Genomic DNA, 18,850 nt, shown 5'->3' with positions numbered 1-18,850 from the left:
CCCCAACCAATCAAATAACCCAAAATCACTACCTCCTAACTAAACGATAGCCCATCCCACTTTCCTGTAAAGATGAATATGCACCTACCGTCTACTGTTTCACCATAAAAACCCATATGGTTGTTCAACTAAACTGCGCCGTTAGTTAAAGTGTAATTCTTCACAATCTCACCTATATGTTAACATAAATATCCAGATCTTTTAAAAGTGGTGTTCATTTATATGGCTCGATTGTGGAATAAGAAAAGATCCTGCCGATTAACACAGGATCTTTAATCAATAATTGATTACTTGTTTTTATAGCATTCTTAATTAATGAAATTCTGAGGAATACATTCACGAACACCAGAATTTCTCAATGAGTTAAATAAAGCTGCACTGATTCTTAAAATAACAAAGTTGTCAGTACCATTTTCTAATTCATAGATGACAGACAAAGTATGAATTATCGACTGTAAAAATACATTTTCGTTCTAATTCAAATCCTGGTGGTACAGGTGGAAGTTTAAAAACTGGTACAACGACAGGTGTATCTCCTTCTTCTCTAATAAAATTGAAAGTTTGTTGGTCAATCTCATATATATTAACTGGATCAATCTCCACACCTTTATCTGGAACTGTAATTTCATCTTCAACTAATAGGAAAAAGCGCTCGTTTCGAAAATTGAAAAGACCTCTTGCTCCAATTTCAAATGATGCCATTTTATTTTCACCTCCATTCCTATAAATAAGGTATTCATATGGAATATGATTCGCTAGACTATAAGGAAGGAAGAGTAAAAAATAATTAATAGAAATATTCTTATGAGTCGGTTTCAGTAGACTACTAAAGAAAGATACGTTGAATATATGATTTTACTATTTATTAACGAATGGTCATCTTGAATGAAAAGTCGAAGGAATTTAACTGATTTGTACACAGATAATAGCGATCGATGAAAAGAGTTTTCTATATTAATAAATGTTTTTTGTATTAGTTATAGTGAAATCCCTTCATTTTCTGTATATTTGTGTATGAGGAGGAGATTTAATGACTAGAAAATGGATGTTACCATTACTTTTATTACTAGGTGCTTTAATGGCTGCATGTAGTGAGGATCAAAAAAAAGATGGGGACGTGGAAGTAACCATTCCTGCTTTATTTTTCGAAGGACAGGACATCGATTCTGTTATTTCTAAGGCGAAAAATAGTGGAATTAAAGAAGTCATTAAGAATGATGATGGTTCTTTAACTTATAAAATGGCTAAACCAGAGCACGAAGAAATGATGAAAGGTTTAAAAGAAGGTATTTTAGCAAATGTAGATGAAATTAAAGCTAGTGATGATTTCAAATCTGTCAAAGATATTACATATAACAAATCCTTTTCAGAATTCACTCTATCTGTAAACAAAGAAGAGTTTGAAAGTAGTCTTGATACAATGGCGGCAGTCGGGCTTGCTTTAACGGGTATGTACTATCAATTATTTAATGGGGCAGACGTTGATAATTATAAAGTCACAGTAATTTATAAAGATGCATCAAGTGGAGAAGTATTTAATACGATTGTTTATCCGGATGATGTGAATAAGAAGAAATAATGTAAATAATATTTACATAAGTGTTAGTTCAGCCTATTGACAAAAGTTGTCGAGAATTTCATACTCGATGGCTTTTGTCATTTTTTTAATTACTACAATACGCTCAATCGTTCCCTTATTTTGTTTGAATGCTTTGCCATCAAAAAAAGTCGCCCCGTCCGCTAGTAGGGGAAGAGGGCGGCTCTAGATTATGGGCAGAATTTTATGGCTTATATACGAAAAGGTCACTCAAACTTAAACGTGAGTGACTATTCGTGTTATTTATATTTTACTTCAAATCATTATGTAGCATGATAATAGGTAGCTATCTCTTTTAAGTCAGACGCTTTAAAATTAGCTACATCGATCTTATCAGAATCTCCTTTTTTGAGCAGGACAGTCATAGCAGATCCAGGATTGATGTTTCCATAAGCATGAATGTTCAATCCGATTTTTAAAGCTCACCTTCTTCTTTCAATATCTCTCACATCTTATCCAGTCTCTCAAATATTTTCGATAATTTTACCAAATATTTGCAAGTGAAATCTAGTAGTGATTATTATCTTCCATATGCAATAATGAATTAGCCTAAAATTTTTTTCTTTTCTTCTAAAAATTCTTCTTCAGTTAAAATTCCTTTATCTCGTAAATTCGCAATTTTTTCTAAGTCACTATATGGATCTGCTGAGGTTGATAATTTCTTTTTATCATTAGGCAATCGATGGTTATCTTTGCTATCTTGCATTTGTTTTTGCACAACATCTATAAACTTGTTTAAACGATCATCATTTAAAATATCATCAAATGTTGCACGTAAAGCAGGAGTGAGGATTGTCAATTCTTTTTGAGCAATACCATCAGAGGCAAGTAAAACTCCTTCCATATATTTATAGTTAAATGGTGTATATAATTGAAGATTACCAATTTTTGTAACAAAAACCACTCGCATATTTGTTGCTATCAAAAGACCTTTTTTTTCTAAATTTCCACAATCGTATTCAGCTGGTAAAGAGGAGAGTACAATTTCATTGGCCAATTGCACAGTGTTTTCGAAATAATCGATTGCTGGCTTATAAAAGGTGTACTTCATCCCTCTATATAAACTAGTCCCCACATATTTCTCTCGCTGTTGGATATCCTCTTGTTTTGTACGTTCTTTTGCATCTAAAACAGCTTGTCTTTCTGGAGTATTTTCAAATGTCCCCATTATTTTTTTGAAAAAGCTCATTTTGTCACCTCGTATTTATTTTCCTGAAATGATTAGGTAAAAGAATAGTATATAAACATAAATAAGTAAATTTCCCAATAATGGTGCTATTAAAGGACATGTTTATAACATGTCCTTTTCATAGATATCATTATGTTACTTTTAGTCTTAATTAAAAATCGTTTATTAGGTTTTCTCCAAATAACGATTACAATCCCCCTTTATCCTTCAAAATCTCCCACATCTTACGTAGCTTTTCTAAGTCCTCTTCCTTAGATTTAGGTAACTCTTTGTACCATTTTTCAAGGGATGGATTGTTAGCAAAAGCTTGGAACTCAGCTTCCTCTTTTTCTTGTTGTGAAAGTTGTATAGTTTCATCTGTATTATCAAGTAAATAATCTGTTGTAACATTTAAGGTTTTGGCTAAAAGTACAAGCATTTCATTGGAAGGAGTGCTATGTCCATTTTCGTAGTTGCTGATTGTACCTTTAGTAGTTTGAACTTTTATTGCTAATTGTTCCTGTGTAAGTTTTTTAGACTTTCTTGCTACCTTCAAACGATGGCTCAACATGATATCACTCCCTGTACAAGTAAATTGTACTATTTTCTTTAACAAAATACATAAAGAAAGTTGAAAGTATGAGAAATTCATACATTTATATTGACGTATGAAAATCTTGATGTTGCTATATAAGTACAAGTTATCCATACAAAAAGGAGGTGAGTTGTAATGAAGAACTTGAATTTTATAAATGCTCAAAAAAGAAGTAACTTACTCAAGCTGAACTAGCGAAATTATTGAAATTTGTTAGTAAAGCAACAATATCTAATAGGGAGACAGGCTATTCAAAACCAAGATTAGAAATGGCAATAACTGTTTCTGAAATTTTAGACGAAGATGTGGCTTTTTTATTTGGTTATATATACAAGAATCTTGTACAAAAAATAACCTATTTGGCTATTGGGGTTCATAACGAGAGAGGGAAGTATCATCTTTCAGCAGAATTCATGAGAAAAATTAAGAAAGCAACATAAGATATTGAGAGATTAAAAGCCCAGTTACTTGATCAACAAAATTTCCTTTGGGTGATTAAAGATTTACAAGAAAGAGGACTACTTAGTGAGTTGATTAAAATGTATGCGTATCAAGCCTAGAGCGTGGCGACACATGACATTAAAACAGAGGTTAATTTATGGACATTTCTTTTGCGATAAAAAGTTGTTCAAGAAATTAATTGGCAATAAAAAGACTGTTTAATCATTGCGGGATTAAACAGCCAATAAACTATGGAATATAGAAACATTCTAGCATGAAAATTGAACGTTTGCGAGTGTTATCTCGCTCTCGTCAAGCAGCTTGCAGTACCGTCTCCCTACCGTAAAGCTTTGCCACTGTGAGTTGCTTGATGGGACGCCATCAGAAAGAAGGTGGGAATCATGAGTATTAATCAATTCAATCCAAAAATGAGAGAGGTGCGATTAGACACAGAAGTATTTGAGGAACGATTTGCTGAGTATGACATTATCAGTGAGTTTACCGGGATCATACTTACACTAGTAGCAATTGAGGAAAATGTACGCTACACAAGCTTTGTCACAAAATCATATGCGGATGTTTTACAAAAACAAAAGGAGGTGATAACGTGAGACAACTTATTGAAGTCGAGAATCCGATGGTGTTAGGAACAATTGAAGCTGTAAATAATGTACTTACATTTAAATATATAGAGACAGATTTCCGCGATATCTATGGTAGTTTAATAGTTTTCAATGATGATTATATGGAGTTTACAAATGGGGATATTGTTCATCTAGATAACATCCATACGTATTTAGAGGATCACTATAATGCCAGATTTTGCACAAAAAAATAAACCACTTGGCAGAGTGGCTTACAAATCAAAGATTAGAGTAATTATAGCGGACTGTAGGAGGAAATTCAATGAGTAACTTAGCAGAACAATTTAATAATCTGACTCCTTTCCAACAATCACAAGGGGTACTAGCACAGGCTAGTACCTCCCGTGAGATGAAGAAGTCAAAGGACAAATCTTTATGGCGAAACAGTTTCCTGAAAACGTATTCCAGGGTGAGCAATGTGTATTAGACACTTGTAAACGTCCGGCACTAGCGCAGGTTGCAAAGTATCAATATCCTCGTGGTGGACAACGTGTAACAGGTCCGTCTATTCGATTAGCTGAAGCAATTGCACAAAACTGGGGCAACTTATCCTACGGCATTCAAGAACTAGAGCAACGTGAAGGTGAATCGGTCGCAAAAGCGTTTTGCTGGGACCTTGAAACAAATGTCCGTCAAGAAAAGGTATTTACCGTCAAGGACTCTATGAAAGCTAAAGGGGCTATCAAAAAATTAGATGATCCACGTGATATTTATGAAAAAGTAACAAATGATGGTGCTCGCCGTTTACGTTCATGCATTTTAGGTGTAATACCAGGTGACATAATTGATAAAGCGATTGTCCAATGTCACGAAACACTAGCAGGAAATAGTCAGGGTCCATTAAAAGATCGTATTGCAAATGCATTACGTAGTTTTAAAGAACAACATCGCGTAACACAAGAAATGATAGAAGCAAAGTTTGGTTACAATGCTGACTCGTTCACTGAATACGACTATGTAGAGTTAATCAATATTTTTAACAGTTTAAGAGATGGAGTAAGTAAGGTAGAGGATTGGCTTAATAAGGAGATTGCTAAAAACCAAACAAGTGGTTTAGGGGCTGATTTCCAAGCGCAATCAGATTCAAAAAAAGAGGTGAAATCAGATGCACCAAACGACATTTCAATTGAGCAGCCAGAATTACCACTCGAATGAAGCAAATCAACAGTACATGTCTGTGTCACAGTTTAAGAGCGCTATGGAATGTGAAGCTAGAACATTTGCAGAGGTAAGGGGCGAGTTTTCTCGTCCTCCTTCTACAGCATTATTAGTAGGTTCATATTTACATGCTGCCTTTGAAAGTGATACGAGATTTTCTGATTTTATAGAACTGAACCACAACAGCATTCTTAACAATCGTGGTAAGAAGTATAAGGACTACGAAGCTCTTGTTTATGAAGCCATGAAAATTACTGCACTTCAACAACCAAACAAACCAATGCAGTATACGGGACGGATTTTAGCAAACTGGAGAACGGATTTTATAACAAATGTTGAGCAACTAAAGGCCAAGGAAGAAAGAGAGAAAAACAAGCGACAGCAATCCAGTCAATCCTCTTATCAAAAATCAAAAGGTAGAACAGAGGTAGTACCTGAGTGGTTTGCTAATCGAAATGATAGTGAAGAACCAAAGTCATCTACTGATACTACTAGCAACACGATAGATTTCGAGGCTGAGAGGCAAAAGGTTTTAGAAATGTTAGGTAAGAAGGAGAGTGTGAGCAATGGCTGAAAAAGTGAATGTTAGTCATGAATCAATTAAACAATATCGTGATAATTACGAAACAGCTTGCACAACACCAAAAGTTATTGAGCAGCACCGTTCGTTAGGTGTTATGGATGGCATTATATTCACGTTAAATACTCTTAATATCAAAGTCGATGGAGTGAATACAAATGAGTGAAAAACTAAAACGGTGTAAAGCATGTGAAGAAACATTTGTATAGAATGAGGACGTAATTCTTGTAAATAAAGAAGTTTACTACAAAGATTGCGTACAACTTTACCCAATAGGATATTACGCAATGTTAGATGATGAACCTTTAGGAGAAACGGAAAATGATGATGGAAGTAGCGCTTATGACATTATAGATGAAGGTGAATACGAGGAGGAATCGGCATGACATTTGAGGATTTAATAACGCTAAAAGAAGCTCAAAAGGTAATTGAACGACTTGCCTCTAGTGTTGGAGTCAAAATTGAAGAATTAAACGATGAATCTTACAGCAATGCACATAAAAGTTTAGGAAAAGTTATTGATCGATGGGAGAGTAAGCAATGATTAACCGAGTCGTATTAGTTGGCCGACTTACTAAAGATCCTGAATTGCACTACACACCAAATGGAATTGCGTCATGTCGCTTTCAAGTGGCAGTAAACAGGACATTCAAAGTGCAGAACGGTGAACAAGAGGCAGACTTCATAAATTGCCAAGCATGGCGTAAACATGAACCTAGCAAACTTCATGAAGAAAGGAGCTTAATAGGTTTGGAAGGGCGAATCCAAACAGGTAGCTATGAGGGGCAAGATGGCAAGCGTGTGTACACGACTGACGTTGTAGCCGACAGTATCCAATTCTTAGAGCCAAGAAACAGCACAGGAGGCTCACAAGGCGAATCAAACCACGAATCTAGTACAAATACAGGTGGACAGTATCAAGGCAGTTCACAGGGGCAATATGGCGGTAATAGCAATCAGTCAAATTATAAAAGAGCAGATGAAGATCCGTTTGTTAATAGTAAGGGACCGATTGAGGTAAGTGAGGATGATTTGCCATTCAGATGTAAGGGGTGATTACTCATAATTACAATACAACAAACTCTTGGTTCGGATAGTTTACTCAGAGTAACAACTCATATCTAAATTATAATTTATGGTATGACCATAACCACAATGGTTGATTCAATGTATTTCTAAAAATCCTTTATGAAAAAAATGCAAAGTAATTCCATTAAATACTTAGAATTAAAAGTAGAGGTAAACACATTATAATCCTGTATTAATTATTACAAGGAGGTTTAAAGATGATTTTTAATGATATTTGGCAGGCAGACATGAAGGGTAATGGATTAATACCTTTAATTAAAGGATTAAGTGACAATGAAAAAAATGAAGAAACGGGATATGTAATTGTTAATACTAACCCGTTTCCAGAAGGAAGAAGTTCAAATAGTTCCGATGGTCAAGTCAATGTTTTAGAAACTGTAGTTATTCCGGAAAGTAAATTAACAACGTATGAATTATTTAAAAAACTTCACGACAATTATGATTGGCGACGCAAAAAAAATGATCCTACTCCTCAGGAAGAAATAAAGGAAGTAGATGAATTTTTAAATTTTGTTATCGAAACACAACCAATGAAATTAGCACGGGATTATGTAAGTGAAAATGGAAAAATTGAGTCGGGCGCTTCAGATGAAGAATGGAAAGATTTATTAAAAACTATATGGTTTAAGCAATTTGATAACAATAGTACTTCTGCATTTGAACATGTATTTATTGGTGAAGAGGGTGGAAAGAAACGTAGAGGTAAATCGGATTTAGGTGGTCACCATTCATGGTATCACTATTATATAAACGATGGACCTTATGAAAAAACGCATCAAGATGATGTGATTCTATTTTTGAAGGCTGTTCAAGTAAATAGTCGTGCTGAAAAAAGTAATAAAGCTGAAGTAATTACTATTAGATATGAGTATACGGCAAAAGATAATGAAGGTTCCAAAACACTACTAAAAGAAACGGGTGGTTTTTTTGTTGGACTTAGTCCAGAAGGACTGTTGGCTATGGGTACTGTAGGATTTCTTCATGAATCAGGGGAGGAAAATATACCAATAGTAATAAACGAAGAAAATTATGTACTAACAGTTTGGAGAACACAGGATAATGAGAAAAATCCACGTACTTTCTTCCCGAGAATCCCTAAAGAAAACGGTTAAAACTGTAAATTATTAACTGAATAATATAAGAACTAACCCTTAAAGTTTGGTGGAATACTACCAAACTTTAAGGATTAATTAGATTGAGACTTTCTAAAATAAAACTTCGCCAGAATTGCTACAACTAAAACTATCCAAATTGACTTATATGGTAAAACCAGTGCATTCCGAGTATTAGAAATGAAATTAGCAATACTTTCTAACATAAAGGATAAATCGAACATAATTTACCTACTTCCTTTTTAACCAAATTATAGCATATTAGTAGAATTGAAATTCTTAATAATTAGTTTTCCTGCTATTAGGAGAAAATATTATTAAAAAATTCAAAAATACAATCTTCAAGGGTTTCTCTATTTCTATAAATAATGAATGAAACAATTGATAGTAAAAATAAAACAGAATTGATTATATAAGATGTAGTATCTACAGTAAGGTTATATACCGGTTTACCAGCAATCATAAGTTCTTTTCCATAAGATTCTGAACTATTATGGTTTTCAATAACATTAATCATTTGTGGTGTAGCTTCAGAAATAGCAGCTTCAATTTTACTAGGAGTTACTCTTGAAAGAGCATTATCTTTTATCAAATTAAATCCTACCAAGAATACTAAAAGTGCTAAAACAATATACAGTAATCCTTTCACGAATATCATCCTCCTTGTTTTTCCTTTTTATACGAAAAATAGAGAATGAAAGTTTCAAAAAATTTTAAAATATAAAAAAGCAGCAGCGTTTGTACACGCTACAGCTTTCTTAAGTAAACAATATGAGAAGGGTCACATGGGATCGTATTGACCCTAACAATAAAGAGAGGTTTTGTTAAACTAGTTTAGCTTAACATTACTATTTATATGCTTAGTTAACTTAGGTACTATAGTTTATTGCCTTTGGAATAGAAAAAGAGAGACTAAAACATCGCTCTATAAACCATTATGTATTAAAGAAATTACTTGTTATTTTCGAGTTCTTCGATACGTTTTTCTAACTTTTTGATTTTAGAATCAGCTGAGATAGCAAAGACAAAAGACAAACAAGCAAAAGAAAAAGCCATAAGTGCAAAAGAGTCCATTTAAATACCTCCAATAATAAAGCAAAAGTGTTGTAATTTATTTACGGATGCAAATGGAAAAGGTTTCAAATAGTTCATAACGATTGAAAAAGAAAAAGCCGCAGCGTTTGCAGACGCTACAGCTCGAATTGGTTTATGCCTTTTGATTGCTTAGTCAGATAAGTCATTATAACACAACTTAGGAGGGCAAACCTAATGGCTAAACAAGGGCAAATGAAAGTAACTAAAGAAAATTTACTTCAGTGGATTGAGAATTATCGTTGGATGGTTGAAACGATTGAAGAGGCAAGGCAGCCGGTAGCGAAGATGGATAACAACAGTTACATTGGGGCTAAAACGGCTATGTACGGCATCGAGGCAACATTGCCAAAGGCTAGTGGAGGTACAAGTGATCCAGTATACACAGAGGTACAACGTCGTGTATATTCGCTGAATTATCGAATTAAGGAATATGAACAAAAGATAGCAGAGGTACAAAATCGTATTTCGTTAGTGCGAGGAGACAGAGAGGTGGAAGTCCTTCATAGACTGCTTGATGGGGATAGTATGAGGATTATTGGCAAGCACATGAAACTATCCAGCACGACAATATTTAGGGTCAGAAATAATATCATAGAACAAATGATAAAGTAGCCTTTCGGCTACTTTAATTTTTGGTTATTTTTATCATATAATTGTAAATGTTTATCTTTCATTTTTAAAAGTAATTCAATTTCTGCTTTTTCAGTAATCCTTATAGGAATATTGATTTCATTTTCTGAATCTATTTTCATTCCTTTTCTACGACTGATTATAGGAAGTAATGTGTAATAACTTGCTAGAACATAAATAATCATGGCGAAAAACATATAATAATAATTTGAATAATTTACGTTTTCCTTTTGTGATTCAGGAATAGCATTAGAATCAAAATTTATAGTAGAAGCTTTATTTGAACTTGATAAATGATACTCAATAGTATCTAATCTATATTTCAAATTATTTATTTCTATGTCATTTTTATCAGAACTAAATGTTGAATAGAAAAGTAATATCATAGTTATAATAAAAGTCAAAAAATTAGTCAGACTACTAAGGTTAGATATCGAACTTTCATCAAGTTCTCCACCAATAAATGATTCATTCATCTTTTTAAAAATCAAAAAGACCAAAATCAAGGAACCAATGAAAGATATCGACATTGCTATAATTAAACTATTAAAACTTTCCCATTTCATATAAATAAATAATTGCGTAACTAATACCATTACAAATGGTACAACAGATGTAGTAAATAATAATTGGTAACATAGTAACCAAAACTGTGGTGAAGTTACAATACCTATTCCAACAAAAATGCCTAGCGAAACATATGTAGTAACTAAGATAGTACAGTAAATTATTTTTGTGAATGTATCTGTAAACCATATAACATAAACAAATAACAGCAAAGAAGAAATGATAATAAATAACAATAAAAAAATAGAAAATATTTTATTTTTCAGTATATTCACCTCTGAGTAAGACACTTTTTCAATGTTTATTTTAACGTATAATGTAAAAAAGAAACAGATGTAACAGAAGGAACAAATGTAAAACATGTAGCATGTTTTGCGAAAGGAAAAATATGATGTAAACTCGGAGGCAGGTCGGTGCGGTAATATTTTCCTCCTTTGGTATTTACAAATTACTAATTATTAGGGAAAGACAGACCGACGACCGACCTGAGCTGAACAAACTTGTTCGGAGCATGACATACACGGCTGGCCTATGTTTTTTAAGAGAAAAGGTATCTTAATTAATATAAAAGGATAAATATTGGAATTTATATCCACATACTCTGTTGTATTGTATAATAAAAGTACAATATTTAAGAGGTGATGGTAGTTTTGTTGAAAATTTTACAATTTGTTTTTTCAATCATAGTAGTATCACTCTCAACTTACTCTATTATCACAAGTGATTACCAGTTGAATTTCCTAGTGTTATTCTTCTTAGGATTATTGATGTTAATTATTGGAATAAAAGAATTTCAAAGAGAGAGAAAAGTTTCTGGTTGGCTCCATATTGGGGTATTTTTATTTTCAATATTTGTTTCAATCCAAATCTTCTTTAAATAAAGGAGTGGTTTATATGTGAACTTCGTCCACTTTCCATAGAATTCAGTCAAACTAACTAAAACAAACTTACTATAGCTTCAAAGTGCACGGAAATACACTATAAATCTAAAACACAATTACGAAATAACGTGGTACGCTCTGCCACGATGTCAAAAGTGAGCACTCGACATTAGGATTACCACAATATTTAAGCTTTCATCTTCGGATGGAGGCTTTTTCTTTTGTAGAAAATTGTACCATTTTTTTTACCTTCAGCTTATGATTGAGTGGGAGGGTATTACATGAAATGTATATTTAAAATTAATGAAATACATACATACTTAAGGGATTTGATGAAAATAGATTTCTACGATAAGTGTACTATAGAATGGTTTTCACGAAAAATCTTAAAAAAGATTACAAAAGAAGAGTTGGAAGAAATGGAAAAAACGGTGATATTGGATATTAATAAGACTAGCAGAATTAATTCTGCTTTTTGGGCTGGATTAAGTGTTGTAATGGCTGTCTTTATTGGAATTTACGCAATCATAATATCATTGTCTTCAGAGTTTAAAGCAGATTTAGGTGTTGGGATGATAATGATTTTGTTTATTCTCATTGCATTACTTGGTATAATTGCATTTGCATTTAACCATGAAATATTGTTTGGGAAAAGAGTAAATAAATTACACGACTTAATTCGTATATTGATATATTTAAAAGAAAATGAAAAAAATACATAGTAATATGCTACTGATTATAAATCAGTGGCTTTTTCTTTTGCTTTGAAAACTGCATCTAACAGCCATAAAACAATTGGAATCTAGTTCAAGGGGCTATGGTGTATCGTTAGGAAGAGTGTGATACTTGAACTTACAGGGATTAGCTATTAGCAGGGGGAGTTTGGTGTGGTTTTGAGAGCAAAAAGTTATTAAGGTTTTGCACATACCTTTTACTCTATTATGAATTGAAAGGAGAGATTACAAATTGGAATCTAAACTAGATAAGAAAAAAATACTCTATTTTAAAGTTTTTTTAATTTCAGCAATTGTATCATTAGGAGTTCTTTTGGTTATTTCATTTGTCATTCCATATTCAGTGAATAATTGGGTCATAGACAGCCTAGGGAATAATGATAGTAGTTTAGCTGGTAGTTGGATTAGTTTTTGGGGGAGCTTTTTAGGTGGAATAGTTGGTATGGTAGCAGTAGTATTAACTACATATGCTTTAATTCGAAATCAAAACAATCAACATCTCGAGTTACTCTTTGAACAAAAAAATAGTATTGATGAGGCTGCAGAATTAAATGACAAAAAAACAAGAGAAAGAGAGCATAAATTATTTCTATTAAATAAAAGTGAAGAATTGGTTGAATCAATAACCAATATGACGAAATTGATTAAGTTAAGAAATGAAATCTTTCGTAAAATTGATAATATTGGGCAAGAAATTTCAAATCTAACTAATCAACAAGAGTTTTTAAGAGATATTCATTTAGTTCATAGCAAAGAAGAATCGGTACACGAAGTTATTTTAAGTTTAATGATGGAAATAAAGTCGAGTCAATTTCGAGAAAGTGAATTATTTGCGGAAATTGAAATTGAAATTAGTAAAGTTAGAATATTATATTCTTATTTGGACTATGAAAGTGATGAAGTAGAAATAATTAACGATTTATTAAATAAAAGTAGCTACAATATGATTGAATTAATAAATAAAAAAGAATTTGGTGAGAGTTATCAACAGAAAATGGTTGAATTTAACCGAGATTTAACAAAATTATTAAATGAAATTACAAAAAAACACGTTGAAAATAATAAATTATTATTCGAAAATTATAAAAAATAGTGTCCTTTTAGGGCACTATTTTTACTTTATTTAGTTACTAGCATAATGAGGTGATTACAAAACAAACAAATGAAGATGGAGGTGGTGTTTATGAGATATGGCTAATTGGGATGAAATAAAACACGAGTGGGAAACCACAATGATTACGCTTGCTGATCTTGCTGAAAAACATAGTATAAAGCTTGGTACGTTGAAGAGCCGAAAGAGCCGCGAGAAATGGTCTAGGGATGCAACTGAAAAGGATGCAAACAAAACTAAGAAGGTTGCAACCATAAAAGAGGATGCATCCAAAGAAAAAGAAGTCGTTGAATCAGAAGAAGTTACCACTTTTGAATTAGAAGGTGATGATGGATTAACTGATAAACAACGGCTTTTTTGTATGTATTACGTCCGTTCACTAAATGCTACTAGCGCATATAAAAAGGTGTATGAATGCAGCTATCAAACAGCAATGGCAAATGGTAGTAGGTTGCTAAGTAAAGCTAAGGTGAAAGAAACAGTTGCTGAATTGAAAAGGCAAAGGCTTGAAAGTTTAGACTTAGATAAATTCGATGTGCTAGAGAAGTACAAAGCTATTGCTTTTGCTGACATAACGGACTTCATAGACTTTACTCAAGTGGAGTCGGAAGCGACGGAAACATCCGTTGAATATAATCCAGACGATTCAAAGAAGTCCGAAAAAACAGAAGTTGTACCATACACTTACACAAAGTTTTCAATGCATCATTCGGAAGAAATCGATGGAACACTCATTACCGAACTATCAAAAGGTAAAGACGGCATGTTCAAGGTTAAACTGGCTGATAAGATGGCAGCACTTGTGTTCCTTGCGAAGTATACGGATATACTTAATGAAAACGAGTTGAAACAATTGCGTGAAGAGAAAGTTAAAGCTGATATTGCAAAGACTCGTTCAGAAACAAAGGGTAATGGCATTACAACAACTAATGTAGTGGATCTTAGTAAATTAACGACAGAGGAGTTGAGAGAACTTGCTACAAGAAATAAGCGATGAGCAATTAGATGTGCTAGCCTATGAAGCAAGTAAAGAACTCTCACGCCAGTTTTACCGTGATTATGTAGAGTTTGTTCATAACGGTCATTACGAGCACTACAGGCATACAGAATTAATTTGTGAAGTATTGCAGCGCATTGCAAATGGTGAGCAACTATCAATGTTAATTGAAATGCCACCTCGACATGGGAAGTCAATGACTGTGACAGAATCATTCCCTAGCTACTACTTAATGAAAAATCCAGATAAGAGAGTTATTGCGGCTGCATATTCTGATGGGCTGGCTAAAAAGTTTGGTAGGTTAAATCGTAATAAATTTAATGAGTACGCTAACGAACTATTTAGCATTCAATTATCTGAAGCTAACGCTGCTGTAAAAGATTGGGATGTTGAAGGTAGGCAGGGTGGTATGATTGCCACAGGTATTGGCGGTTCCATTACTGGTCAAGGTGCCGATTTAATAATTATTGATGACCCTATCAAAAATATGAAGGAAGCAAGCTCTCAAACTATCCGAAACAACATATGGGATGAATGGGAAGCAACACTATCCACTCGTTTGCATGATGGAGCATCAGTTATTGTCATAATGACACGTTGGCATGAAGATGATTTAATTGGTCGTTTACTAGCGCGAAGCCCTCGAAAATGGATTCGTTTACGTTTACCAGCTATTGCAGAGGATGAAGATGATTTGCTAGGACGTGCGTCTGGAGAACCACTATGTCGAGAGCTAGGGTTTAATGAGCAATGGGCGGCTGATAAAAAGGCAGAGGTTGGTAGTCGTACATGGAACGCTCTTTATCAACAAAGACCTTCACCAGCAGGCGGTTCTATCTTTAAACGTGAATGGATTCGTTATTATGTGCGTACTCAAGAGCAACATAGAGAATGGGCTTTATCAAATGATGTGGCTATATTACCTACACATTTCGATAAGATGGCCCAATCGTGGGATTGTACTTTTAAAGGTACTGATACCAGCGACTATGTAGCCGGTGGAGTGTGGGGACGTAAAAAAGCACAATATTTCTTGTTTGATATTGACCAAAGGCGAATGGGCTTCGTGGATACAATGAAAGCCATACGTGCTATGTCCGATAAATGGCCCAATGCACGAAGTAAATATATTGAGGATAAAGCCAACGGATCAGCTATCATCGAGATGTTAAAAGATGAGATTAGTGGTATTGTTCCGGTTGATCCTGACGGTGGTAAGGAGGCACGTGCAAATGCGGTGTCTCCTTTGTTTGAGGCTGGAAATGTATATCTACCTCATCCAAATATGTGTCCTTGGGTTGAGGACCTTGTTGAAGAACTTGTATCCTTCCCTAACGCAGCCCATGACGATTTAGTGGATATGACAACACAAGCGCTAAATCAGTTGTATACAAACAATTCTAATCCAATTGAACGCTATAAAAACTTATTAGGAAAGTAGGTGAAACGTTGAAAACAATTGACCAAGCAAAGCAATACAAAGAGGATTTCATGCAGGGTAATGGAAAGGCAAACCAAAAGGATAAGTTGACCAGACAGATTGCTGGTGTAGGCCGTAAATTATCTCATGATGAAATCACAAACTTATACGGTGATAGTCGAATCGTACAAAATATCATCGATATTCCAGCCGAGGATATGACACGTAATTGGTTCACTTTGAAGATGAAAGATGATCAATTAGCTTGTAACATAATGAGTAAGCTTGCTGACTTAAAAGCTAAGAAAGCATTTAAAGAAATGTTCACTTATGACCGTCTCCGTGGATGGTTTTATTAGTTTAGGGGTAACACAAGCCTCCAAATTCGAATTAAGAGAAGATTTGAAAATGGATAAATTATATTCAGTGGATTATTTGCACGCTTTCAGCTCTTTAAAGATAAATGAATTCCTGATAAACAAAGATGTATTTGATATTAAATACGGCCAATTAGAACAATTACGCATTAATCGAGCATCTAGCCACGGGGTGCAAACACAAACAACAGAATCATCTGTACACGTTTCTAGATTGCTCCATAGCCAGACAAGGCGATTCGAAGGGGAAGCACAAGGGCGTTCTCTTTTGGAGCCTTTATATGACATTCTGACGGTTTTTGATACGTCTGTTTGGTCAGTTGGTCAAATCCTTCATGATTTCACTTTTAAGGTGTATAAATCAAAAGATATCGATAACTTATCAACGCAAGATAAGCAACAGCTATCCATGATTATGGATTTCATGTTTAGAACAGAAGAGTTAGCAATGATTGCGGATGGTGAAGAACTTACAAAACAAGGTACATCAGTATCTGGCATAAAGGATTTACTAGATTTCGTTTGGGATTTGTTATCGGGTGCTGCTCGAATGCCAAAAACAGTCATTAAAGGGCAAGAATCCGGCACTATTACAGGAGCGCAATATGATGTAATGAACTACTATTCTCGCATCGTTGCAGACCAAGAAAATGAAATGAAGCCCCATTTAGAAAAGCTCATTCGTATGCTACTGATGTCAGAGAAAGAGCTTGGGGGACGTATTGACCCTGAAACACTAGAGTGGGAGATACAATTTAATCCGTTATGGAATGTGGATGCTAAAACTGATGCTGAAATTCGTAAGTTGGTTGCTGAAACAGACCAAATTTACTTACTCAATAACATCATAACGGCTGATGAAATCCGCGAGGCACGTTTTGGTCAGTTTGGTTTGTCGGATACGCTTAAATTTAGTGGAGATGAAGCAGACCTAAGACAGTTAGCGAACAATGTATATAAAGCTTGGAGTGGTACGAATGGTTAAAAAAGTACCAATGACTCGTTTTCCTGATGCTGCAACTGTTAGTTATAGTCGAGCAATAGAAAAGATGATTACAACAATTGGTGTAGAAACATTAAAGCTTTTCGAAAAGCACATTGTGCCACAACTACAACAAGACAAGATGCCTCTTTCGTTGAAGATTGCCTACTAAATGGCTTCAAGAAAATGTTTGATTCCTTAAAAGATAAGGTGAATAAGTTTTTTACGACTACTCAAAGTGAACGTGCGGCATGGTCTTTCGTTATGAACATCAATCGTTTCAACCGCCATAACCTTGAACAGCAAATGAAGGTGAAGGGTATTAATCTAGTAGCTACAGAACCATGGTTAAAGGATTTCATAACTGCAAGAATACGGGACAATGTAGGATATATCCAAACAATCCATCAGGACTATTTAGAGCGCATTGAGAACGTTGTTAATGACGGTGTGAAAAGTGGTGCATCCATTAAACAAATGCGTGAGCAGTTGATGGCTGAAGTTGATATTTCAAGAAATCAGGCACAGTTTATAGCTGTTGACCAAGCAGATCAATACTAGGTCAGATGACTGCCGAAAGACACCAGAATATCGGAATTGAAAAATTTACATGGTACGATTCGGCTGATGAACTTGTGAGGAAATCGCATAAGGAGCTTAGTGGAAAGGTGTTTTCATATGATGACCCACCTACTGTAAACGGGCGTGTTGTTTTGCCTGGTGAGGATTATCGCTGTAGATGTGTGGCATTCCTGTGTTTGAAAACTTTTAGAAGAAATTTACCCATAAATAACTTATGATTATATTTGCTTATAATAAATGGGGGAATTTAACTATTAAAGAGTATAAAAGTGGTGTATACGGTCTTATTAAAGAACCTGAAAATATTATGGAATTATTTGGATTGTTGATTGGGAGTAGTGATGAAGAATTTCTGACTATAAAGGTAAAGATATTCACAGAAGGCGCCAAAGGCGGCGTCGGTGGACCAATGGGTCAAAGTGGAGAGATTGGAACTCGCGGTAGTGGCGGCGGTGGTGCCGGTTCTTATAATGGTTCTACATCACTTTTCGGCTCGCGAGGCGGACATGGTTTCGTAGAAATCGTTTGGTAACTATAAAAAGGAGGGACACACATAATTATCATTGAAAATACAGAGGAAACAAAAGTCAAAGTATTAAGCGTGTTTTCGTTCGGAGAAATCGCGGTAGAGTATGACATGAGTAATTTTCCACAACCTGAAAATATACCAGGCAAAACGCACGAATTGTTTTACGACAAAGAAACAAAGTCGTTATATTATGAGTATACGGATATTCCTAAAACAGCATTAGAGCAATTACAAGAAGAAACACAGCAACTGAAATTAGCGATAGCTGAATCAGTAGAGGCACAACAACAAGACAAAATTGAAAATCAATTAGCTATTGCGGAAGTGGCGGAATTAATAGCACCTAAGGAGGTTTTATAATGGCTAAATTATATTGGGATTTAATTAAAATGAATTTGCGAACTGTCAATCAGGTGCCATTGTTGTGGCGAGAAGCTGTACAAGCATTACTCGATAACGAAAACAAGTAAACGCAGCATAAGCTAGCGTTATTTTTATTGTCTAAAAGTTGTTGATAAAAAGTATTTCTATATGGAATAATATGCTATATAGAAAGAAGGG

General features: G+C 34.4%; 27 protein-coding genes and 2 pseudogenes. 23 read left to right on the top strand and 6 right to left on the bottom strand.

Translation table 11 applies throughout. The features are described 5' to 3' along the window. Positions 1-308: 308 nt before the first annotated feature. A pseudogene (locus KVT27_RS09610) lies at positions 309-702 on the bottom strand (spore coat protein). A gap of 328 nt (positions 703-1,030) precedes the next feature. Between KVT27_RS09610 and KVT27_RS09605 the strand changes: the two are divergent. Further along, on the top strand, positions 1,031-1,579 hold the full coding sequence (locus KVT27_RS09605; protein ID WP_036126284.1) for a hypothetical protein: 549 nt from the start codon (positions 1,031-1,033) through the stop codon (positions 1,577-1,579). 562 nt (positions 1,580-2,141) lie between these two features. Here the strand turns inward: KVT27_RS09605 and KVT27_RS09600 are convergent. Beyond that, positions 2,142-2,786, bottom strand: a complete 645-nt coding sequence (locus KVT27_RS09600; protein WP_208996568.1) for an SHOCT domain-containing protein — start codon at positions 2,784-2,786, stop codon at positions 2,142-2,144. A 187-nt stretch (positions 2,787-2,973) separates the two neighbouring features. Then, positions 2,974-3,336 carry a helix-turn-helix domain-containing protein gene (locus tag KVT27_RS09595; RefSeq protein ID WP_217581211.1) on the bottom strand — a complete coding sequence of 121 codons (363 nt, stop codon included), beginning with the start codon at positions 3,334-3,336 and terminating at the stop codon, positions 2,974-2,976. 227 nt (positions 3,337-3,563) lie between these two features. On the opposite strand from KVT27_RS09595, the gene KVT27_RS09590 reads away from it, so the two are divergent. The 9 genes from KVT27_RS09590 (at position 3,564) to KVT27_RS09550 (ending at position 8,384) form a co-directional block, all read left to right on the top strand. Continuing rightward, a complete protein-coding gene (locus tag KVT27_RS09590; protein WP_254636085.1) occupies positions 3,564-3,800 on the top strand; it encodes a helix-turn-helix domain-containing protein in 237 nt (78 codons plus the stop codon). Between the two features lie 402 nt (positions 3,801-4,202). Then, on the top strand, positions 4,203-4,412 hold the full coding sequence (locus KVT27_RS09585; RefSeq protein ID WP_217581210.1) for a hypothetical protein: 210 nt from the start codon (positions 4,203-4,205) through the stop codon (positions 4,410-4,412). Beyond that, a complete protein-coding gene (locus tag KVT27_RS09580) occupies positions 4,409-4,639 on the top strand; it encodes a YqaI family protein (RefSeq protein WP_217581209.1) in 231 nt (76 codons plus the stop codon). Before KVT27_RS09585 ends, KVT27_RS09580 begins: the two co-directional genes overlap by 4 nt. Positions 4,640-4,820: 181 nt before the next feature. After that, on the top strand, positions 4,821-5,600 hold the full coding sequence (locus KVT27_RS09575; protein WP_217581208.1) for a hypothetical protein: 780 nt from the start codon (positions 4,821-4,823) through the stop codon (positions 5,598-5,600). Next, the gene (locus KVT27_RS09570; RefSeq protein ID WP_254636084.1) at positions 5,551-6,177 is read left to right on the top strand and encodes a PD-(D/E)XK nuclease-like domain-containing protein; all 627 of its coding nucleotides are present in this window, start codon (positions 5,551-5,553) and stop codon (positions 6,175-6,177) included. Before KVT27_RS09575 ends, KVT27_RS09570 begins: the two co-directional genes overlap by 50 nt. Next, positions 6,170-6,349 (top strand): hypothetical protein, encoded by a 180-nt coding sequence (locus KVT27_RS09565; protein ID WP_217581207.1) that lies wholly within the window; start codon positions 6,170-6,172, stop codon positions 6,347-6,349. Before KVT27_RS09570 ends, KVT27_RS09565 begins: the two co-directional genes overlap by 8 nt. Before the next feature lie 216 nt (positions 6,350-6,565). Further along, entirely contained in the window at positions 6,566-6,727 is a 162-nt protein-coding gene (locus tag KVT27_RS09560; protein WP_217581206.1) for a hypothetical protein, read from the top strand. Continuing rightward, a complete protein-coding gene (gene ssb, locus KVT27_RS09555; RefSeq protein WP_217581205.1) occupies positions 6,724-7,239 on the top strand; it encodes a single-stranded DNA-binding protein in 516 nt (171 codons plus the stop codon). The genes KVT27_RS09560 and ssb overlap by 4 nt, the downstream gene beginning before the upstream one ends. Before the next feature lie 230 nt (positions 7,240-7,469). Next, positions 7,470-8,384 (top strand): hypothetical protein, encoded by a 915-nt coding sequence (locus tag KVT27_RS09550; protein ID WP_217581204.1) that lies wholly within the window; start codon positions 7,470-7,472, stop codon positions 8,382-8,384. A gap of 301 nt (positions 8,385-8,685) precedes the next feature. Here KVT27_RS09550 and KVT27_RS09545 read toward each other — a convergent pair whose 3' ends face one another. Together KVT27_RS09545 and KVT27_RS27055 are read right to left on the bottom strand one after the other, a co-directional pair. Continuing rightward, complete coding sequence (locus KVT27_RS09545; protein WP_217581203.1) at positions 8,686-9,033, bottom strand: hypothetical protein; 348 nt, start codon at positions 9,031-9,033, stop codon at positions 8,686-8,688. 302 nt (positions 9,034-9,335) lie between these two features. Next, entirely contained in the window at positions 9,336-9,458 is a 123-nt protein-coding gene (locus KVT27_RS27055) for a hypothetical protein (protein WP_256448888.1), read from the bottom strand. A gap of 195 nt (positions 9,459-9,653) precedes the next feature. On the opposite strand from KVT27_RS27055, the gene KVT27_RS09540 reads away from it, so the two are divergent. Then, positions 9,654-10,091, top strand: coding sequence for a helix-turn-helix domain-containing protein (locus KVT27_RS09540; protein ID WP_217581202.1), 438 nt, complete (start codon positions 9,654-9,656; stop codon positions 10,089-10,091). A gap of 8 nt (positions 10,092-10,099) precedes the next feature. Here the strand turns inward: KVT27_RS09540 and KVT27_RS09535 are convergent, their stop codons facing one another. Further along, positions 10,100-10,966: a hypothetical protein gene (locus tag KVT27_RS09535; RefSeq protein WP_217581201.1), complete on the bottom strand. Its 867-nt coding sequence runs from the start codon at positions 10,964-10,966 to the stop codon at positions 10,100-10,102. Positions 10,967-11,317: 351 nt separating this feature from the next. Here KVT27_RS09535 and KVT27_RS27050 point away from each other — a divergent pair, with 351 nt between their 5' ends. The 12 genes and pseudogenes from KVT27_RS27050 (at position 11,318) to KVT27_RS26655 (ending at position 18,759) form a co-directional block, all read left to right on the top strand. After that, positions 11,318-11,557, top strand: a complete 240-nt coding sequence (locus KVT27_RS27050; protein ID WP_217581200.1) for a DUF3953 domain-containing protein — start codon at positions 11,318-11,320, stop codon at positions 11,555-11,557. 281 nt (positions 11,558-11,838) lie between these two features. Next, positions 11,839-12,279, top strand: a complete 441-nt coding sequence (locus KVT27_RS09525) for a hypothetical protein (RefSeq protein ID WP_217581199.1) — start codon at positions 11,839-11,841, stop codon at positions 12,277-12,279. A 244-nt stretch (positions 12,280-12,523) separates the two neighbouring features. Beyond that, positions 12,524-13,384 (top strand): DUF456 domain-containing protein, encoded by an 861-nt coding sequence (locus KVT27_RS09520; RefSeq protein ID WP_008178656.1) that lies wholly within the window; start codon positions 12,524-12,526, stop codon positions 13,382-13,384. Positions 13,385-13,481: 97 nt separating this feature from the next. Next, the gene (locus KVT27_RS09515; RefSeq protein ID WP_217581198.1) at positions 13,482-14,399 is read left to right on the top strand and encodes a terminase small subunit; all 918 of its coding nucleotides are present in this window, start codon (positions 13,482-13,484) and stop codon (positions 14,397-14,399) included. Beyond that, entirely contained in the window at positions 14,377-15,840 is a 1,464-nt protein-coding gene (terL, locus tag KVT27_RS09510; RefSeq protein WP_254636083.1) for a phage terminase large subunit, read from the top strand. Before KVT27_RS09515 ends, terL begins: the two co-directional genes overlap by 23 nt. A gap of 50 nt (positions 15,841-15,890) precedes the next feature. Continuing rightward, a pseudogene (locus tag KVT27_RS09505) lies at positions 15,891-17,181 on the top strand (anti-CBASS protein Acb1 family protein). Then, entirely contained in the window at positions 17,174-17,350 is a 177-nt protein-coding gene (locus KVT27_RS09500; protein WP_217581197.1) for a hypothetical protein, read from the top strand. The pseudogene KVT27_RS09505 and the gene KVT27_RS09500 overlap by 8 nt, the downstream one beginning before the upstream one ends. 14 nt (positions 17,351-17,364) lie before the next feature. Further along, positions 17,365-17,739: a hypothetical protein gene (locus KVT27_RS09495; RefSeq protein ID WP_217581196.1), complete on the top strand. Its 375-nt coding sequence runs from the start codon at positions 17,365-17,367 to the stop codon at positions 17,737-17,739. A gap of 5 nt (positions 17,740-17,744) precedes the next feature. Then, positions 17,745-17,978 (top strand): minor capsid protein, encoded by a 234-nt coding sequence (locus KVT27_RS27330; RefSeq protein ID WP_217581195.1) that lies wholly within the window; start codon positions 17,745-17,747, stop codon positions 17,976-17,978. Beyond that, positions 17,975-18,292, top strand: a complete 318-nt coding sequence (locus tag KVT27_RS09485) for a hypothetical protein (protein WP_217581194.1) — start codon at positions 17,975-17,977, stop codon at positions 18,290-18,292. Before KVT27_RS27330 ends, KVT27_RS09485 begins: the two co-directional genes overlap by 4 nt. Before the next feature lie 105 nt (positions 18,293-18,397). Next, entirely contained in the window at positions 18,398-18,649 is a 252-nt protein-coding gene (locus KVT27_RS09480) for a hypothetical protein (RefSeq protein WP_217581193.1), read from the top strand. After that, complete coding sequence (locus KVT27_RS26655) at positions 18,649-18,759, top strand: CD1375 family protein (protein ID WP_254636080.1); 111 nt, start codon at positions 18,649-18,651, stop codon at positions 18,757-18,759. The genes KVT27_RS09480 and KVT27_RS26655 overlap by 1 nt, the downstream gene beginning before the upstream one ends. Positions 18,760-18,850 lie beyond the last annotated feature (91 nt).

The sequence above is a fragment of the Lysinibacillus sp. GbtcB16 genome (genome assembly GCF_019091145.1).
In the GTDB taxonomy this organism is placed as follows: domain Bacteria; phylum Bacillota; class Bacilli; order Bacillales_A; family Planococcaceae; genus Lysinibacillus; species Lysinibacillus fusiformis.
Note: the sequence above shows the minus strand (reverse complement) of the source record. Positions and strands in the feature narration are given on the sequence as shown.

Excerpts from the sequence above, each read along its gene's own strand:
- ssb (WP_217581205.1), top strand. The coding sequence starts at position 6,724 with ATGATTAACCGAGTCGTATTAGTTGGCCGACTTACTAAAGATCCTGAA.
- KVT27_RS09600 (WP_208996568.1), bottom strand. The coding sequence starts at position 2,786 with ATGAGCTTTTTCAAAAAAATAATGGGGACATTTGAAAATACTCCAGAA.
- KVT27_RS09495 (WP_217581196.1), top strand. The coding sequence starts at position 17,365 with ATGTTTGATTCCTTAAAAGATAAGGTGAATAAGTTTTTTACGACTACT.
- KVT27_RS26655 (WP_254636080.1), top strand. The coding sequence starts at position 18,649 with ATGGCTAAATTATATTGGGATTTAATTAAAATGAATTTGCGAACTGTC.
- KVT27_RS09565 (WP_217581207.1), top strand. The coding sequence starts at position 6,170 with ATGGCTGAAAAAGTGAATGTTAGTCATGAATCAATTAAACAATATCGT.
- KVT27_RS09605 (WP_036126284.1), top strand. The coding sequence starts at position 1,031 with ATGACTAGAAAATGGATGTTACCATTACTTTTATTACTAGGTGCTTTA.
- KVT27_RS09595 (WP_217581211.1), bottom strand. The coding sequence starts at position 3,336 with ATGTTGAGCCATCGTTTGAAGGTAGCAAGAAAGTCTAAAAAACTTACA.
- KVT27_RS09500 (WP_217581197.1), top strand. The coding sequence starts at position 17,174 with ATGGTTAAAAAAGTACCAATGACTCGTTTTCCTGATGCTGCAACTGTT.
- KVT27_RS09575 (WP_217581208.1), top strand. The coding sequence starts at position 4,821 with ATGGCGAAACAGTTTCCTGAAAACGTATTCCAGGGTGAGCAATGTGTA.
- KVT27_RS09585 (WP_217581210.1), top strand. The coding sequence starts at position 4,203 with ATGAGTATTAATCAATTCAATCCAAAAATGAGAGAGGTGCGATTAGAC.
- KVT27_RS09525 (WP_217581199.1), top strand. The coding sequence starts at position 11,839 with ATGAAATGTATATTTAAAATTAATGAAATACATACATACTTAAGGGAT.
- KVT27_RS27055 (WP_256448888.1), bottom strand. The coding sequence starts at position 9,458 with ATGGACTCTTTTGCACTTATGGCTTTTTCTTTTGCTTGTTTGTCTTTT.
- KVT27_RS27330 (WP_217581195.1), top strand. The coding sequence starts at position 17,745 with ATGACTGCCGAAAGACACCAGAATATCGGAATTGAAAAATTTACATGG.
- KVT27_RS27050 (WP_217581200.1), top strand. The coding sequence starts at position 11,318 with ATGGTAGTTTTGTTGAAAATTTTACAATTTGTTTTTTCAATCATAGTA.
- KVT27_RS09515 (WP_217581198.1), top strand. The coding sequence starts at position 13,482 with ATGGCTAATTGGGATGAAATAAAACACGAGTGGGAAACCACAATGATT.
- KVT27_RS09570 (WP_254636084.1), top strand. The coding sequence starts at position 5,551 with ATGCACCAAACGACATTTCAATTGAGCAGCCAGAATTACCACTCGAAT.
- KVT27_RS09480 (WP_217581193.1), top strand. The coding sequence starts at position 18,398 with ATGAGTAATTTTCCACAACCTGAAAATATACCAGGCAAAACGCACGAA.
- KVT27_RS09560 (WP_217581206.1), top strand. The coding sequence starts at position 6,566 with ATGACATTTGAGGATTTAATAACGCTAAAAGAAGCTCAAAAGGTAATT.
- KVT27_RS09540 (WP_217581202.1), top strand. The coding sequence starts at position 9,654 with ATGGCTAAACAAGGGCAAATGAAAGTAACTAAAGAAAATTTACTTCAG.
- KVT27_RS09485 (WP_217581194.1), top strand. The coding sequence starts at position 17,975 with ATGATTATATTTGCTTATAATAAATGGGGGAATTTAACTATTAAAGAG.
- KVT27_RS09550 (WP_217581204.1), top strand. The coding sequence starts at position 7,470 with ATGATTTTTAATGATATTTGGCAGGCAGACATGAAGGGTAATGGATTA.